Origin of the sequence: Comamonas sp. Tr-654 (genome assembly GCF_011752915.1) — a bacterium.
Lineage (GTDB): Bacteria > Pseudomonadota > Gammaproteobacteria > Burkholderiales > Burkholderiaceae_C > Comamonas.
The window spans coordinates 339,012-355,279 of sequence record NZ_VWWQ01000003.1 but is presented as its reverse complement, the minus strand read 5'-3'; the positions used below and the strand labels follow the sequence as shown (position 1 = coordinate 355,279).

16 protein-coding genes are annotated in these 16,268 nt (G+C 60.5%); 13 read left to right on the top strand and 3 right to left on the bottom strand.

What is annotated here, in order from left to right; translation table 11 throughout:
• Window positions 1-48 precede the first annotated feature (48 nt).
• Window positions 49-1,377: a branched-chain amino acid transport system II carrier protein gene (gene brnQ, locus F3J24_RS11255; protein ID WP_167005971.1), complete on the bottom strand. Its 1,329-nt coding sequence runs from the start codon at window positions 1,375-1,377 to the stop codon at window positions 49-51.
• Between the two features lie 401 nt (window positions 1,378-1,778).
• Between brnQ and F3J24_RS11250 the strand changes: the two genes are divergently transcribed.
• The 7 genes from F3J24_RS11250 (at window position 1,779) to F3J24_RS11220 (ending at window position 9,252) form a co-directional block, all read left to right on the top strand.
• A complete protein-coding gene (locus F3J24_RS11250; RefSeq protein WP_167005968.1) occupies window positions 1,779-3,119 on the top strand; it encodes a replication-associated recombination protein A in 1,341 nt (446 codons plus the stop codon).
• Window positions 3,120-3,469: 350 nt separating this feature from the next.
• The gene (locus F3J24_RS11245; protein ID WP_043003398.1) at window positions 3,470-4,399 is read left to right on the top strand and encodes a branched-chain amino acid ABC transporter permease; all 930 of its coding nucleotides are present in this window, start codon (window positions 3,470-3,472) and stop codon (window positions 4,397-4,399) included.
• 10 nt (window positions 4,400-4,409) lie between these two features.
• Window positions 4,410-5,489 (top strand): ABC transporter ATP-binding protein, encoded by a 1,080-nt coding sequence (locus F3J24_RS11240; protein WP_167005965.1) that lies wholly within the window; start codon window positions 4,410-4,412, stop codon window positions 5,487-5,489.
• Window positions 5,490-5,519: 30 nt separating this feature from the next.
• Window positions 5,520-6,302: an ABC transporter ATP-binding protein gene (locus tag F3J24_RS11235; protein WP_167005962.1), complete on the top strand. Its 783-nt coding sequence runs from the start codon at window positions 5,520-5,522 to the stop codon at window positions 6,300-6,302.
• 2 nt (window positions 6,303-6,304) lie between these two features.
• A complete protein-coding gene (locus F3J24_RS11230; RefSeq protein ID WP_034362735.1) occupies window positions 6,305-7,063 on the top strand; it encodes an ABC transporter ATP-binding protein in 759 nt (252 codons plus the stop codon).
• A 511-nt stretch (window positions 7,064-7,574) separates the two neighbouring features.
• Entirely contained in the window at window positions 7,575-8,222 is a 648-nt protein-coding gene (locus F3J24_RS11225; protein ID WP_003058214.1) for a DUF47 domain-containing protein, read from the top strand.
• 19 nt (window positions 8,223-8,241) lie between these two features.
• Window positions 8,242-9,252 carry an inorganic phosphate transporter gene (locus tag F3J24_RS11220; protein WP_087084894.1) on the top strand — a complete coding sequence of 337 codons (1,011 nt, stop codon included), beginning with the start codon at window positions 8,242-8,244 and terminating at the stop codon, window positions 9,250-9,252.
• 105 nt (window positions 9,253-9,357) lie between these two features.
• Here the strand turns inward: F3J24_RS11220 and F3J24_RS11215 are convergent, their stop codons facing one another.
• Both F3J24_RS11215 and F3J24_RS11210 read right to left on the bottom strand, forming a co-directional pair.
• Complete coding sequence (locus F3J24_RS11215; RefSeq protein WP_167005959.1) at window positions 9,358-11,139, bottom strand: bifunctional diguanylate cyclase/phosphodiesterase; 1,782 nt, start codon at window positions 11,137-11,139, stop codon at window positions 9,358-9,360.
• 202 nt (window positions 11,140-11,341) lie between these two features.
• Entirely contained in the window at window positions 11,342-11,827 is a 486-nt protein-coding gene (locus F3J24_RS11210) for an NINE protein (protein ID WP_167005956.1), read from the bottom strand.
• A gap of 281 nt (window positions 11,828-12,108) precedes the next feature.
• On the opposite strand from F3J24_RS11210, the gene rpsP reads away from it, so the two are divergent.
• From rpsP to F3J24_RS11180, 6 genes are all read left to right on the top strand, one after another.
• On the top strand, window positions 12,109-12,363 hold the full coding sequence (gene rpsP / locus F3J24_RS11205; RefSeq protein WP_003058210.1) for a 30S ribosomal protein S16: 255 nt from the start codon (window positions 12,109-12,111) through the stop codon (window positions 12,361-12,363).
• A gap of 103 nt (window positions 12,364-12,466) precedes the next feature.
• Window positions 12,467-13,036 carry a ribosome maturation factor RimM gene (rimM, locus tag F3J24_RS11200; protein WP_167005953.1) on the top strand — a complete coding sequence of 190 codons (570 nt, stop codon included), beginning with the start codon at window positions 12,467-12,469 and terminating at the stop codon, window positions 13,034-13,036.
• Window positions 13,037-13,087: 51 nt separating this feature from the next.
• Entirely contained in the window at window positions 13,088-13,867 is a 780-nt protein-coding gene (trmD, locus tag F3J24_RS11195; protein ID WP_167005950.1) for a tRNA (guanosine(37)-N1)-methyltransferase TrmD, read from the top strand.
• Window positions 13,868-14,004: 137 nt separating this feature from the next.
• Window positions 14,005-14,391: a 50S ribosomal protein L19 gene (gene rplS / locus F3J24_RS11190; RefSeq protein ID WP_003058206.1), complete on the top strand. Its 387-nt coding sequence runs from the start codon at window positions 14,005-14,007 to the stop codon at window positions 14,389-14,391.
• Window positions 14,392-14,503: 112 nt separating this feature from the next.
• The gene (locus F3J24_RS11185) at window positions 14,504-15,202 is read left to right on the top strand and encodes a CoA pyrophosphatase (protein ID WP_167005947.1); all 699 of its coding nucleotides are present in this window, start codon (window positions 14,504-14,506) and stop codon (window positions 15,200-15,202) included.
• 47 nt (window positions 15,203-15,249) lie between these two features.
• Window positions 15,250-16,236, top strand: a complete 987-nt coding sequence (locus F3J24_RS11180; protein ID WP_167005944.1) for a CobD/CbiB family protein — start codon at window positions 15,250-15,252, stop codon at window positions 16,234-16,236.
• Window positions 16,237-16,268 lie beyond the last annotated feature (32 nt).

Sequence of the window (16,268 nt, the reverse complement as noted above, 5' to 3'; positions counted from 1 at the left end):
TAAAGCGCAGATAGCTATGTTTTTTGGAAGCTATCTGCCAGCTTGAAATCAGGCGCGCGTGGCATTTGCGGCAGCCCGCTTGTTGCCGAGGGCGAAATCCAGCAGGCCTGCCAGCACCAGCACGCAGACCACCGGGGTGACCCAGCCCATGCCCAGGGCGGAGCCGGGCAGCATGTCCAGCCAGGCGGGCACCAGGAAGTCGAGCTTGGCTGCCTTGGCAGCATCAAACAGGCCAAATATCAGGGAGGTGCCCATCACGGGGATGTAGACGCGCGCCGGCTGGCTCCAGCGGTGCAGCAGGCTTAGGGCGATCAGGGCGATGGCCACGGGATACAGGCCCACGAGCACAGGTACGGCCACGGCAATCAGTTGGGCCAGGCCCTGGTTGGCCACGGCAGTGCTGAAGATCGACAGGCCGATGACCATGGTGCGATAGGAGATGCCGGTCAGCTCGCTGAAGAAGCTGCTGCAGGCCGTAATCAGGCCCACGCCGGTGGTCAGGCAGGCCAGCATGATGACGGTGGCCAGCAGCCACAGACCTGCGGGGCCGAAGGTCTGCTGCACAAAGGCCGTGAGGATCTGCACGCCGGTGGAGGCGTTGGCGGCCAGCTGGCTGTTGGTGGCGCCCAGATACATCAGCGAGACATAGACCAGACCCAGGCAGGTCGCGGCAATGATGCCGGCATAGATGCAGTAGCGCGTATGAAGTCTGCTGTCGCTCACGCCGGCGGCCTTGATCGCGTTGACGATGACGATGCCGAAGATCAGCGAGGCCAGCGCGTCCATGGTCTGATAGCCCTGCAGAAAGCCTTCGGAGAAGGCTGCTGCCTGAGTGGCATAGGCCTCGGTGCTGACGCTGTAGCCATCCACGGGAGCCAGCACGGCAGAGCCGCCGAGCACGGCCAGCGCCAGGATCAGCACGGGTGTGATGATCTTGCCCACGTTGTCCATGAGCTTGCCGGGAAACAGCGACAGCAGCGCCACGGCCACGAAATAGGCGATGGTGAAGGCCAGCAGCATGGCAGGCGTGTTTCCGACAAAGGGGGCCAGGCCCATCTCGAAGGACACGGTGGCCGTGCGTGGCGTCGCAAACAGAGGGCCTATGGTCAGATAGATGGCCACGGCCAGTACCAGGCCGGCAATGCGGCCTATGGGGCTGGTCAGGGTGTCCAGACCGCCGCCCACACGGGCCAGGGCGATCACTCCGAGCAGGGGCAGACCGACGCCGGTCAGCAGAAAGCCGATCGAGGCTCCGAACAGGTTTTCACCGGCGGCCAGGCCCACCATGGGCGGGAAGATGATGTTGCCTGCCCCGAGGAACAGGGCAAAGGTCATGAAACCGAGGGCAAAAATGTCCCAGGTCTTGAGTTTTTTCATACGCGTAGGCTTAGGCGTGCAGCGCTGGCACGCCCCGGAGCAATGTGGAACCAAGGAAAGTTGCGGATGCTTTCGATTGATTTCTGGCTGATGGCGGTAGCCCTATCAGGCACAGGCATTGCGCGGCGCAGATGAGGCGGCCAGCAATGAATCTAAGCGTGCTGCCGGGCCTGGCTGGCCTGGTTTTTGGCAGGCCGGATGGGGGCAGTACCTCCATGGGGCGAGGGGTGGCCTCGTTAATGGAGAGATTTAATCCGTTAAAACGCTATTTTCTCTTATGAAAAATTCTGATAGTAGTGCTGGGGTTAAGCGTGCTTGCCGTCTGCTGCAATCCGCTGCGTAAAGCAGTCCCGACCCATTTGGCTGCACAGGCGGCCGTAGCGTTGGATACTTGAGGGGCCATGGTTACGCACAACAACCCCTCATCTTCAGCCATTCCTCATCAGCCCCTGGCCGAGCGCCTGCGGCCGCGCACGCTGGCCGAAGTCATTGGCCAGCAACATGTGCTGGGGGAGGGCATGCCGCTACGCCTGGCCTTCGAGTCGGGCCGCCCGCACAGCTGCATACTCTGGGGGCCGCCCGGCGTGGGCAAGACCACGATTGCCCGGCTCATGGCCGATGCCTTTGATGCGCAGTTCATCTCCATCAGCGCCGTGCTGGGCGGCGTCAAGGACATCCGCGAGGCCGTGGAGCAGGCGCAGGCCGCGCGAAGCGGCCTGCTGCAGCAGCGCACCATTGTGTTCGTGGACGAGGTGCACCGCTTCAACAAAAGCCAGCAGGACGCTTTTCTGCCCCATGTGGAAAGCGGACTGTTCACCTTCATCGGCGCGACCACGGAGAACCCTTCGTTCGAGGTCAACTCGGCCCTGCTGTCGCGGGCGGCTGTCTATGTGCTGCAAAGTCTGACGACGGACGATTTGAAGCAGATTGTGGCCAAAGCACAGGCCATCAAGGCGGTTCCCACTATCGAAGATGAAGCGCTGGATCGCTTGATTGCCTACGCTGACGGCGATGCACGCCGCTTGCTGAACACGCTGGAGACCTTGTCCATCACGGCCGAGCAGGCGGGGGTGGAAAGCATTACCGATGGATGGCTGCTCAAGGTGCTGGGCGAGCGCATGCGCCGCTATGACAAGGGTGGCGAGCAGTTCTACGACACCATCAGCGCACTGCACAAATCCGTGCGCGGCTCGGACCCCGATGCTGCGCTGTACTGGTTTTGCCGCATGCTGGACGGCGGGGCCGATCCGCGCTATCTGGCGCGCCGCATCGTGCGCATGGCCTGGGAAGACATAGGACTTGCCGACCCGCGCGCCATGCAGATGTGCAACGATGCCGCTGCGACCTATGAACGCCTGGGCAGTCCCGAGGGTGAACTGGCCCTGGCCCAGGCCGTGATCTACCTTGCCGTGGCACCCAAGAGCAATGCGGGCTATATGGCATACAACAAGGCCAAGGCCTTTGTGAAGGGCGACACCACAAGGCCTGTGCCGCTGCATCTGCGCAATGCCCCCACCAAGCTGATGAAGCAGCTGGACTATGGCCGGGATTACCGCTATGCCCACAGCGAGGAGGGCGGCTTTGCGGCGGGCGAGCGCTATTTGCCTGAAGGCATGGAAGACCCCGGCTTCTACCAGCCCGTGGCGCGGGGGCTGGAGATCAAGATCGGCCAGAAGCTGGCCGAGCTCAAGGCGCTCAACGACGCCGCTCGTGCGGTAGATGATGAGCAGGCGGACTTGTAAAGCGCGAGTTGCCCAGGTGTTGCACAACTGGCACTAGTTGAATGCTGCATTTTTTGCGGCATTTCTAGGGTTTTTCGCTAGTTCGGGTGGCAAGTCGTGACTAAGTGCCTGTATTTATTGGGCTTGCGCTATCGATGAAATTATTGCGTTGCAGCATTTTGGGCCTGCGCACGGGAAACCCCGGTTCTGAGTCCTGAAAACAGCTCCCTAGAATCGATTCACTCTTTTGCGGCAAGCAGCCCACAAAGCGGCGGACTGCAGAAGAGGAACCTTGGCATCGCTTGCTCCGTCGTTCGGGATGAGAGGCTCGCAGTGTCTCCGTCTTGGATCGAGGGAAGGGGAGCGCGCTTATGGATATCTTGCTGCAGCAGATCATCAATGGTCTGGTGTTAGGCAGCATGTACGCCTTGATAGCCCTGGGCTACACCATGGTGTACGGCATCATTCAGCTGATCAACTTCGCGCATGGCGAGGTGCTGATGGTGGGGGCTTTGACCAGCTGGAGCTGCATAGGCCTGATGCAGGAGGCCATGCCTTATCTGCCGGGCTGGCTCATGCTCTTGATCGCCGCCATCATCGCCTGCGTGGTGGCTGCATCGCTGAACTTCGTGATCGAGAAGGTGGCCTACCGGCCGCTGCGCAACAGCCCGCGACTGGCGCCGCTGATAACGGCCATCGGTGTCTCGATCCTGCTGCAGACCCTGGCCATGATCATCTGGAAGCCCAATTACAAGGCTTATCCCACGCTGCTGTCGTCCACGCCTTATGAGATAGGCACAGCGGTGATCACGCCCACGCAAATTCTGGTGCTGGCGGTCACGGCGATAGCACTGGCCACGCTGATGTACCTGGTCAACTACACCAAGTTGGGGCGCGCCATGCGGGCCACGGCCGAGAACCCGCGTGTGGCGGCGCTGATGGGCGTCAAGCCCGATATGGTGATTTCTGCCACCTTCATCATCGGTGCCGTGCTGGCCGCGATTGCCGGCATCATGTATGCCTCCAACTACGGCACGGCTCATCACACCATGGGTTTCCTGCCGGGTCTCAAGGCCTTTACGGCAGCCGTGTTCGGCGGCATCGGCAATCTGGCCGGAGCCGTGGTGGGCGGCCTGCTGCTGGGGCTGATCGAGTCCATCGGGTCCGGCTATATCGGCGATCTGACGGGCGGTGTGCTGGGCAGCCAGTACACCGACATCTTTGCCTTCATCGTGCTCATCATCATCCTGACGCTGCGCCCTTCGGGCCTGCTGGGTGAGCGTGTGGCGGACCGTGCCTGAGGGAGCGCCCATGAAGAACAACAAGACACTCCACTGGATCCTGGGCGGCATCGGCCTGCTGGTGCTGCCGCTGATCCTGCAGTATTTCGGCAATGCCTGGGTGCGTATCGCCGATCTGGCCCTGCTCTACGTGATGCTGGCGCTGGGCCTGAACATCGTGGTCGGTTACGCCGGCCTGCTGGATCTGGGCTATGTGGCTTTCTATGCTGTGGGCGCCTATATGTTTGCGCTCATGGCATCGCCGCATCTGGCCGAGACCTTCGAAGGTTTTGTGGCCATGTTTCCCAACGGGCTGCATACCTCGATCTGGCTGGTGATTCCGCTGGGTATGCTGCTGGCCGCCTGTACGGGGGTGTTGCTGGGACTGCCGGTGCTGCGGCTGCGTGGGGACTATCTGGCCATCGTGACACTGGGCTTCGGCGAGATCATCCGCATCTTCCTGAACAACCTGGATCAGCCCGTCAACATCACCAACGGCCCCAAGGGCATTGGCCAGATCGATTCGGTCAAGATCTTCGGCTTCGACCTGGCCAAGCGACATGAGATCTTCGGCTACGACATCTCCTCCGTCACGCTGTACTATTACCTGTTTCTGGTGCTGGTGCTGGCCGCCATCGTGATCTGCTACCGCTTGCAGGATTCGCGCATAGGCCGTGCCTGGATGGCGATCAGGGAGGATGAAATCGCCGCCAAGGCCATGGGCATCAATGTGCGCAATATGAAGCTGCTGGCCTTCGGCATGGGCGCTTCGTTTGGCGGCGTGGCCGGCTCGATGTTTGCTGCCTTCCAGGGCTTTGTCTCACCCGAGTCCTTCAGCCTCATGGAGTCCGTGATGATCGTGGCCATGGTCGTGCTTGGCGGTCTGGGCCATATTCCCGGCGTGATTCTGGGGGCGGTGCTGCTCTCGGCCCTGCCCGAGGTGCTGCGCTATGTGGCCGGGCCGCTGCAGCAGATGACCGATGGACGTCTCGATGCTTCCATCCTGCGCCAGTTGCTGATTGCCCTGGCCATGATCGTCATCATGCTGATGCGCCCGCGAGGCCTCTGGCCCACGCCCGAGCATGCCAAGAGCCTGGACCGCCAGTCCTGATGACTGCACAGACAAGGAATGTGAACTGATATGGCAGAGAGCACGACTTCCGCAGTCCTTCATGTCTCGGACATCTCCAAGCGCTTTGGCGGGTTGCAGGCGCTGTCCGGCGTGAGCATGAAGATTGAGAGAGGCCAGGTCTATGGCCTGATCGGCCCCAATGGCGCGGGCAAGACCACGTTTTTCAACGTGATCACCGGCCTCTATACGCCCGACACCGGCAAGTTCGAGTTGGCCGGAAAGCCCTATGAGCCGACGGCGGTGCACAAGGTGGCCAGGGCCGGCATTGCCCGGACCTTCCAGAACATCCGTCTGTTCGCCGAGATGACGGCGCTGGAAAACGTCATGGTCGGGCGCCATGTGCGCACGCATTCGGGTCTGCTCGGGGCGGTGTTCCGCACCAAGGGTTTCAAGGCCGAGGAAGCCGCAATTCGGGCCCGCTCGCGTGAACTGCTCGACTATGTCGGCATCGGCAAGTATGCGGACTTCAAGGCGCGTACCTTGTCCTATGGAGACCAGCGTCGCCTGGAGATTGCCCGTGCTCTAGCGACAGACCCGCAACTGATCGCGCTGGATGAGCCGGCTGCCGGCATGAACGCAACCGAGAAGGTGCAGCTGCGTGAGCTGATCGACCGGATTCGCAACGACCACCGCACCATCTTGTTGATTGAGCACGATGTGAAGCTGGTCATGGGCCTGTGCGACCGGGTGACGGTGCTGGACTATGGCAAGCCGATTGCCGAAGGCACGCCTGCCGAAGTGCAGAAGGATGAAAAAGTGATTGAAGCCTATCTTGGCACGGGAGGCCATTGAAGATGCAGGATCAAGTGCTGGAACAGGCGCAGGCCTCCAAATCCACGGCCCCGGTATTGCTGCAGGTGAAGGGCCTGAAGGTGGGCTATGGCGGTATTCAGGCTGTCAAGGGCGTGGACTTTCAGGTGCATCAGGGTGAGCTGGTGTCGCTGATCGGTTCCAACGGCGCGGGCAAAACCACGACCATGAAGGCTGTCACACGAGGGCTGCCGATTGCCGATGGGGAAATTCTCTACCTGGGCCAAAGCATCAAGGGCAAGGGTGCCTGGGATCTGGTGGCTGAAGGACTGGTCATGGTGCCCGAGGGGCGCGGCGTGTTTGCCCGCATGACGATTACCGAAAATCTGCTCATGGGTGCCTACACGCGCAAGGACAAGGCCGGCATACAGGCGGATATCGAGCGCATGTTCGGCATCTTTCCGCGGCTGAAGGAGCGCAAGGATCAACTGGCGGGCACCATGTCCGGGGGCGAGCAGCAGATGCTGGCCATGGCTCGCGCGCTCATGAGCCAGCCCAAGGTACTGCTGCTGGACGAGCCGTCCATGGGCTTGTCACCCATCATGGTGGACAAGATCTTCGAGGTGGTCAGCGATGTCTATGCGCTGGGGGTGACCATGGTGCTGGTGGAGCAGAACGCCAGTCGCGCGCTGGCGCTGGCCGATCGAGGCTATGTCATGGAGTCCGGCATCATCACCATGACGGGGCCGGGCCAGACCTTGCTGAGCGATCCGCGTGTGCGAGCGGCCTACCTGGGCGAGTAAGTCTCGACAAGGAGGCTGGCGCTTTCGATCACTGTGCGCTAGCCAGTCCTGATGCTGCTGCAGCAGCCAAGGGTGAACCCTAATTCCCCTGAGATTCATGAAAATGACAAAAAAATGACAAAAAAATGACGATTCTCATGGCTCATTGATTGTTTTGTTCATTTCTTTTGAGTTCCTTTTAATTCTTTTTTGTCATTTAATAGAATTTGTATATTACGAAAAGAAGTATTTAGAACGTTTTCGCGTTGCAGGTTGACCTCCTCTAGCAGCCGGCGCATTGAACGGTAGATTCCTGCTCTCCGCTGCTGTCTGGAGGAATCACAGGCTTGGTGACTGTTCCTAGCATGGTGCAGAGCTTGTATTTTATTTTTCGTGGTGCCTGAAGGGGTGTCTTGAAGACGCGCTGAAACGCGCAATGACTCAAGAGTAAACTGCGCCCCGTTTAAGCCGGGAACCATGCACTTTTTTTGCAGTGAGTCGCCTGGTTTCTTTTCCCCGGTAAGGAGCATTCATGCTGTTTGGCAAGCTATTGCCGCGCGAAGGCAATTTTTTCGAGATGTTCAATCAACATGCGGACCGCATCGTTGAAGCAGCTCATGCTTTCTCGCAACTCGTTGCAAATTACAACGATCCCCATCTGCGCGAAAAATACAACGCCGATGTGGACAACGCCGAGCGCGCAGCCGACCGTGTGACCCATGACGTCACCAAGCTGCTGCACAAGACCTTCATCACGCCCCTGGATCGCGAGCATATCCACTCGCTGATCAACACCATGGACGACGTTGCCGACCTGATTCAGGACTCGGCCGAGACCATGGCCCTGTATGACGTGCGTCACATGACAGACGAAATCACACGTCTGACCGATCTGTGCGTGCGCTGCTGCGAACGTGTGCGTGATGCCGTCAAGCTGCTGGACCGCCTCTCGGATCCCACGATCGTGGATGCCGCCAGCAAGACCTGCGACGAGATTGACCGCTTGGAAGGCGATGCCGACCGCGTGATGCGTGCGGCCATGAGCAAGCTGTTCCGTGAAGAGCCCGATGTGCGTGAGGTGATCAAGCTCAAGGCGATCTATGAGCTGCTGGAAACCATCACGGACCGCTGCGAAGACGTGGCGAACCTGATCGAGGGCATCGTCCTCGAGAATTCCTGATTCTCGCTGGAGCCCGATCATGGAGCCGGTACAGGCAGCCCTCTGGGTTGTGATTTTGCTGGTGGTGCTCGCCTTGCTGTTCGATTTCATGAACGGCTTTCACGACGCTGCCAATTCGATTGCCACCGTGGTTTCCACGGGGGTTCTCAAGCCTACTCAGGCCGTGGCATTTGCCGCGTTCTTCAACGTTGTGGCGGTTTTCGTCTTCCACCTCAGTGTGGCGGCAACCGTGGGCAAGGGTATTGTTCAGCCGGGCATTGTTGACACGCATGTCGTGTTCGGTGCTCTGGTGGGTGCCATCACCTGGAACGTCATCACCTGGGTCTACGGCATTCCCAGCAGCTCCTCGCATGCCCTGATTGGCGGCATCGTGGGTGCTGTGATTGCCAAGGCCGGTGCGGGCGCGCTGATTGCCAGCGGTATCTGGAAGACCGTGGCCTTCATCTTCGTCTCTCCCGTGCTGGGCTTTCTGCTGGGTTCGCTGATGATGGTGCTGGTGGCATGGATTTTCCGCCGGGCCAGCCCGAATCGCGTGGACAAGTGGTTCCGCCGTCTGCAACTGGTGTCTGCCGGTGCCTACAGCCTGGGTCACGGTGGTAACGATGCGCAAAAGACCATCGGCATCATCTGGCTGCTGCTGATTGCCACGGGTTATGCCAATGCCGGTGATGCCGAGCCTCCCTTGTGGACCATCGTGAGCTGCTATCTGGCTATCGGTCTGGGCACCATGTTTGGCGGCTGGCGCATCGTCAAGACCATGGGTCAGAAGATCACCAAGCTCAAGCCCGTCGGTGGCTTCTGCGCCGAATCCGGTGGCGCACTGACACTGTTCTTTGCCACTTTCCTGGGGGTTCCCGTCTCGACCACGCACACCATTACCGGTGCCATCGTGGGCGTGGGTTCCACGCAGCGCGCGAGTGCCGTGCGCTGGGGCGTGGCAGGCAATATCGTCTGGGCATGGATTCTGACGATCCCTGCTAGCGCCTTTGTGGCATCCATTGCCTACTGGGTCAGCCTGCAGCTGTATTGAGCTTGTGCACTCCTTGATTGATAGCTGTTGACGCTTTTCAATCAAGGGATTGACGGCAAAAAGGCTTCGCAATGCGAAGCCTTTTTTCATGACTGAAACATAGGCTCAGGCCACGGTTTCCTGCAGGCTGGATGCGACCTGGCGCTGCAGCAGCGACCTGAGCTGGCCGACCGGTGCCGGAGGGCTGAGCAGATAGCCCATGAAATGCTCGCAGCCATATTGCGCCAGCAGGGCACGCTGCTCCAGGGTCTCCACTCCTGCGCCGACTATCGTCATCTGATGGCGGGCGGCCAGCACGATGGCCGCCTGCACGGCAGCTTCGGCGGCATTGTTGGGGCCCAGGCGCTGGACCAGAGAGTGCGAGAGTTTGAGCTGGTTCAGGGGAAGCTGCTGCAGTGCTTGCTGCATATGGGAACTGTCGCCAAAGTCATCGAGTGACAGCCGCAGCCCCATGGTGCGAAGACGGGTGAGGGTCGGAATGATGTCCGTGTGCGAGGGGCTCAGCGCTTGGGTGGAAAGCTCCAGCAGCAGCAAGGCCGGGTCGGCCCCTGTCTGGCTGATGATGTCCTGCACCTGCTCGGCCAGATCGGCTTGCCTGAGTTGCTTGGCGCTGATGTTGACGCAGATGGGCAGCTTGCCCAGTTGTGGATCGGCTTTCCATTTGGCCAATTGCTCGCAGGCGGCTTGAATGCTCCAGCGGCCCAGCGGAACGATGATGTCGGTTTCCTCGCCCACAGACAGGAAGATGCTCGGTGGTACCAGTCCTCGCCTGGGGTGGCGCCAGCGCAGCAGGGCTTCCAGGCCGTTGACGTCGCCGCTGGCGGAGTATTGGGCCTGGTAATGCAGCTCGAACTGGCCCAAACGTAGGGCTTCGCGCAGCTCCTGCTCAAGGCGCTGGCGATCATTGGCCAGAATGCGCTGCTCGGGGCTGAAGAAGTGCAGGCCCCGGGCTTCCTCGTCGCGCAGGCGGTACATGGCGATCTCTGCCTGCTGCAGCAACTCGGTGGCGGAGCGAGAGTGCGGGCCGAACAAAGTGGCACCGATATTGGCCTCCAGCATCGCGCTTTTGTTGCCGAGCGGGTAGCTGCCGTTCAGACTTGCCTGCAGACGCTCTCCCAGACGTTCCACCAGTACCGTGCTCATCTCAATATCCGGAGAGAGATCCGAGACCATGATGACGAAGTGCGCAGCGTCCAGCCTGGCCACGGTATCGCAGGAGCGCACGCAGCCGAGCAGGCGCTGTGCGATGTTCTGCGCCAGGCCGGCCTGACTGTCTCCCGTGCAGGCGGGCGAGTCCGTCACCGGCTCCATATCTATGGTCAGCAAGGCCCCGCGCCAGCCCGTGCGCTCGGACTGGATCATGGCCTGGGACAGCCGGTCCAGCAGCAGGCGTCGGTTGGGCAGGTTGGTCAGCACATCGAAGAAGGAAAGGCTTTCAGCCTCGCTGGCATGAGGCAGCAGCTCCTTGCAGGCCAGCACGGTGTAATTGGCCGACAGCGCATGAGCCGACAGATTGAGCCTGCGCCCGTTGGGCAGCTGAAACTGGGCATTGGCCTGCTGGCGCGCAATCAGTGCTTGATGGCTCTGGGCGATATGGCTCAGAACCGGGGCAGAGCTTGCCGGGGCTGCGCTTGCGGCCGTCTGCAGAGCGGTTTGCAGAGATGTGCCTACCTTGAGGGTGGGCCCCAGCCAGGGAAACAGCTGCAGATAACCATCATTCCAGCGCTGAGCCCGGTTCTGGGCATCCAGCAGCACATAGCCGCTGCTGGTCTGCTCGAGAATGCGGAAAAGCTGCTCTCCGTACACGCCCACCAGGCTGGTGGCGGCGGAAAAGGCGCTTTGCCCGTGCATGTCGGATCTGGCAGACTTTTCGTTAGTTGCAGACATAAGACCTCTTCAGGCTGGCGCAGCAAAGCCGCCGCATTGCGAAACCGCTGTGATGCAGTCATTGCAAGATGTTCCTCAGATCGGCATTGTGGGTTCTGTGGAATGTGCAGGCGGTGCTTTGGGGCCCGGAGGCGAAAAATTAGACTTTTGCTTACAAAAGCGGCGCGATCGAATCAGCTTCGCAGTGCTCGAGACGCTGGGCCTATTGCGAAATCTTGCGTGCCTCTTCGACCTGATATTCGAAGTAATGCTGGAAGCTGTAGGCAATACTGGCCATCAGCACGGTGGCCCCCAGCATCAGGGACAGGCTTACCGCAAAAATCGTGGCCCATTGGGTGCGTCCCGCAGGCGCGTCGGCCTCTATCGAGGGATTGAAGAGTCGGTTCCAGTTTCCCTGCTCCATCAGGCCGTAGAGAATGGCGCGCAGGGCGCAGCCCGCAATGGTGAAGCCGAGCAGGGGGATCAGCAGCCAGCTCAGCCTGTCGTCCTGCCCCAGCTGCTGCACGCGCTCGATGCCGTAGATGCCGAGCGCCGTGGGAATGGGCAGCAGCCAGCCAAGCCAGTCCCCAAGTCCGTGCAGGTAAAAGCGGTGCAGCCCCAGCGGACCGCCGATCAAGGCCAGCCAGGCAGCAATCGTCTTGTTCTTGGGGCGAGCAGGCATGGCGGAGGTGGAGACAAATGGGTTCATGTCTGGTGGGCAGGCAGAAAACGAAGCAACGCATCCATTATTCCCTGCAGACGACATGGGCGGCTCAGGGCAATTGCGCTTCACATGCCGGGAAGCTTCAGTGAGGATTACGCCCATTTGCCGCAGCTATAGGCAGCTTCGGCAGAACTCGATATAATTTCAGGTTTTACGGCGTGTCGCTGGCCGGGTGGTCATGTCGCGTGTCTCAAACGCTGTAAGAAAACCTGCGCAGCTGGTCAAATTTTTGATGGCACTGGCTGTAACCACCCGAAGGAAACATCATGGTTGTTATTCGTCTCTCCCGCGGCGGCTCTAAGGCTCGTCCTTTCTACAACATCGTTGCAGCTGACAAGCGCGTGCGTCGCGACGGTGCTTTCATCGAACGTCTGGGTTTCTACAACCCTAGCGCTCGTGGCGCCGAAGAAGGCCTGCGTCTGGCTCTGGACCGCGTGAACTACTGGAAGAGCGTTGGTGCTCAAACTTCCGATACGGCTGAACGCCTGATCAAGGAAGCTGCAAAGAAGGTTGCTGCCTAATTTAGGCGGTTGCTCTCTAGGCACCTTTACCAAAGCGGGTTCCGTTGGCTTGCCTGACGGGACCCGTTTTTTATTGAATTTCTGCAATTTTTCTGCTGATCCCATGAGCCACATGCCTGTTCTTCAAGCCACGAGCTTGCCTGCTGATGCCATTGAAGTCGGTCGCATTGCCGATGCCTGGGGCATCAAGGGCTGGTTCAAGGTTCATGCCTTCAGCAGCGCCCCCGAGGCCCTGTTTGCTGCAAAAGACTGGTTTTTGCAGCCGGCGGAAAAAGGAGCCAAGCATTTCGTGGGCACCGTGGTTCTGCCCGTCAAGCAGGCCCGTTTCCATGCCGACACCATCGTGGCCACCTCGCAGGAGGTCGCCGACCGCAACGCCGCCGAGGCCCTGCGCGGTGCCCGCATCTTTGTGGCGCGTGAGCATTTCCCCAAGACCGATGATGGCGAGTTCTACTGGGTGGACCTGATGGGCCTGCAGGTGGTAAACCGCGAAGGCGTGGCGCTGGGCGTGGTCAAGGACTTGATGGCCACCGGCCCGCAGACCGTGCTGGTTCTGGGCTATGAGCAGGATGGCAAGGAGCAGGAGCGCCTGATTCCCTTTGTCGATGCCTATGTGGACTCGGTGGATCTGGCCGGCAAGAAAATCGTGGCCGACTGGCAGCCCGACTATTGAATTGGAATGCGCAATAGCTATTGATTTTGTAGCTGTAAGCGCTTTTAGATCATGCGTTTTGACATCATTACACTGTTCCCTGAACTGTTCGCGCCGTTTCTTGAAAGCGGGGTGACACGCCGTGCCTACAGCTCGGGTCAGGTGGCGGTGCATCTGTGGAATCCGCGTGATTGGGCCGAGGGCAATTACCGCCGCGTGGATGACCGTCCGTTTGGTGGCGGCCCCGGCATGGTGATGATGGCAGAGCCGCTGCAGCATTGCCTGGAGGCGATTCGCGCAGCCCGCGTCGAGGCTGATGCGCGAGAGCAGGCCGAGCCGGCTCCTGTGGTGCTGTTCTCTCCCATAGGCACCACCCTCAGGCATGCGGTGGTGGCCGACTGGGCTGAAAGCCGTGGCGCGGTGCTGCTCTGCGGTCGCTACGAGGGCATCGACCAGCGCTTCATCGATGCCCATGTCAGCCATCAAATCAGTCTGGGCGACTTTGTGCTTTCCGGTGGCGAGCTGGCGGCCATGGTGCTGCTGGACTCTCTGGCGCGTCTGCAGCCCGGTGTGCTCAACGATGAAGGCAGCTTTCAGCAGGACAGCTTCAATCCTGCGCTGGACGGCTTGCTGGACTGCCCTCACTACACCCGTCCCGAAGTCTGGAATGGCCAGGAAGTGCCGGCGGAGCTGCTCTCCGGGCATCATGCCAATATCGAGCGCTGGCGCCGTGATCAGCGTCTGCGCATAACGGCCGAACATAGGCCTGAGTTGATAGAGCAGGCCCGCCAGCAGGGGCTGCTCAATGCCAAGGATGAAGGGTTTTTGGCAAAAACAGCGTCCAAGCTATAATCTCAGGCTCTTTGATCCTCTATCCGGCCGCTGCAAGGAATGGCGGAGCCGCTTTCAGCGGTTCTCGTAATGCAGCAATAGCACCAATCCCGGTGCTTGCCAATTCTGGCGCGGACAAGATCAAGGTGGACTAAATCATGAATCTGATCCAGACCCTCGAGCAAGAAGAAATCGCTCGCCTGAACAAGACCATCCCCGAATTCGCCCCCGGTGACACCGTCATCGTGAGCGTGAACGTGGTGGAAGGTAGCCGTAAGCGCGTGCAGGCTTACGAAGGCGTGGTGATTGCCAAGCGTAATCGCGGCCTGAACAGCGGCTTCACAGTGCGCAAGATCTCCAGCGGTGAAGGCGTGGAACGTACGTTCCAGACCTACTCTCCCCTGATCGCCAAGATCGAAGTCAAGCGTCGCGGTGATGTGCGTCGTGCCAAGCTGTACTACCTGCGTGAGCGCAGCGGCAAGTCTGCTCGTATCAAGGAAAAGCTGCCCCAGCGCGTTAACAAGACTGCTGCTGCAGCCGAGTAATACGCGTATCGGAAGCGATTCCGTAAAAGCCGCTACAGTTCGCTGTGGCGGCTTTTTTTTATGTCTGCCTTGGCTTCGTGATTCTTGCTTTTGGTTTTGGCTGAACACCTACATGCCTGCATCTGATAATTCTCCGCTCCCCGTGTTGGGCATTGTTGATCCGCGCCAGGCGCGCCTGCTGGGTATCGATAGCCAGTTGCCGGCCGTTCCGCTGGATGCGCAGACGCCGCAGGCTCTGCGCACGCGCTTTGCCCAGCCGCCACAATGGCTGCCCGAGGCCATGCAGGAAAAGCGCATCACGGCCAGGCAGCCTTCCGATGCAGCCGTGCTCGTGCCTATCGTCATGCGCGAGCAGCCCACGGTATTGCTGACCGTGCGCTCGGCCAGACTGTCCACCCACTCGGGTCAGGTGGCTTTTCCTGGCGGCAAACGTGATCCCCAGGATGTCTCGGCCGAGGCCACGGCATTGCGCGAGGCGCACGAGGAGGTCGGACTGGCCCCCAGGAATGTCGAGGTGCTCGGGCGCCTGCCCCTTTATGTGACGGGCACGGCGTTTCACATCACCCCTGTGGTGGCTTTGGTCCACCCTCAGGCCAGCTACTTTCCCAATCCCGGAGAGGTGGCTGATCTGTTCGAGGTTCCGCTGTCCTATCTGCTCAATCCCGCGCATCACGAGCGTCATGCGATGCAGTGGCAGGGCGTGGATCGAGAATGGTTTGCCATGCCCTACCAGGATGGTGAGCAGCAACGCTACATCTGGGGAGCAACCGCGGGCATGTTGCGCAATCTTTACCGTTTTTTGGCCGCTTGAAAGGGCAGTTGTAACAAGCTGACAAACAGCACCGCTATGATGAAGCAATGAGCTTTTTTGCCATCCTGATCGCGCTGCTGCTGGAGCAGGCGCGCCCGCTGGCCCGGTCCAACCTGGTGCAGGCCGGTTACCGAGCCTGGACCGTGACCGTGCGCAGCAACTTCGATGCCGGCCGACCCCATCACGGCTGGCTGGCCTGGGCCATGGCCGTGCTGCTGCCCAGCCTTATCGTGCTGGGCATATTCTGGGCGCTGATGGAGTTCATAGGCTGGCCTGCCGCGATGCTGTGGAACGTCGCCGTGCTCTATGTCACGCTGGGTTTCCGCCAGTTCAGCCACCACTTCACGCGGATTCGGGATGCACTCGATGCGGGTGATGAGTTCGCTGCCCGCCAGGCCCTGGCCGACTGGCAGCAGGTCGATGCCAGCGAGGTACCGCGCAGCGAAGTGGTGCGTCATGTCATCGAGTACTCGGTGCTGGCCGCGCACCGCCATGTGTTTGGCGTGCTGTTCTGGTTTTCGATTCTCTCGGCCCTGGGGCTGGGGCCGCTGGGGGCCATCCTCTACCGCATGGCCGAGTATTTGTCCCGGGCCTGGTCGCGCAAAGGGGCAGAGGGGTTGCGTGCGCCGACCAGCGAGCGCTTGCACTGGGCTGCCGCCAAGGCCTGGTATGTGATCGACTGGCTGCCGGCGCGGCTGACGGCGCTTTCCTTTGCCATGGTGGGCAGCTTCGAGGAAGCCATAGACAACTGGCGCGTCTATGCCCAGCGCTTTCCCAATGACAACGACGGCGTGATTTTGGCGGCGACCGCGGGTGCCATCAATGTACGTCTGGGGGGCGAGGCCTTGCGCCGCCGCGATTCGGCCTATGGCGAAGAGGGCGATGACGCGCAGTGGCCGGAGGGCAGCGATGTCACGCCTGGACGGGAGCCGGAAATGGCCCATCTGCGCAGCGTGGTGGGGCTGGTCTGGCGCTCGGTGGTGGTCTGGTTACTGCTGCTGGCGTTGCTGACCTTTGCACGCCTGCTCGGCTGAGTCTTCGGGCCTGGCCTTCGGCGGTGAAAAGC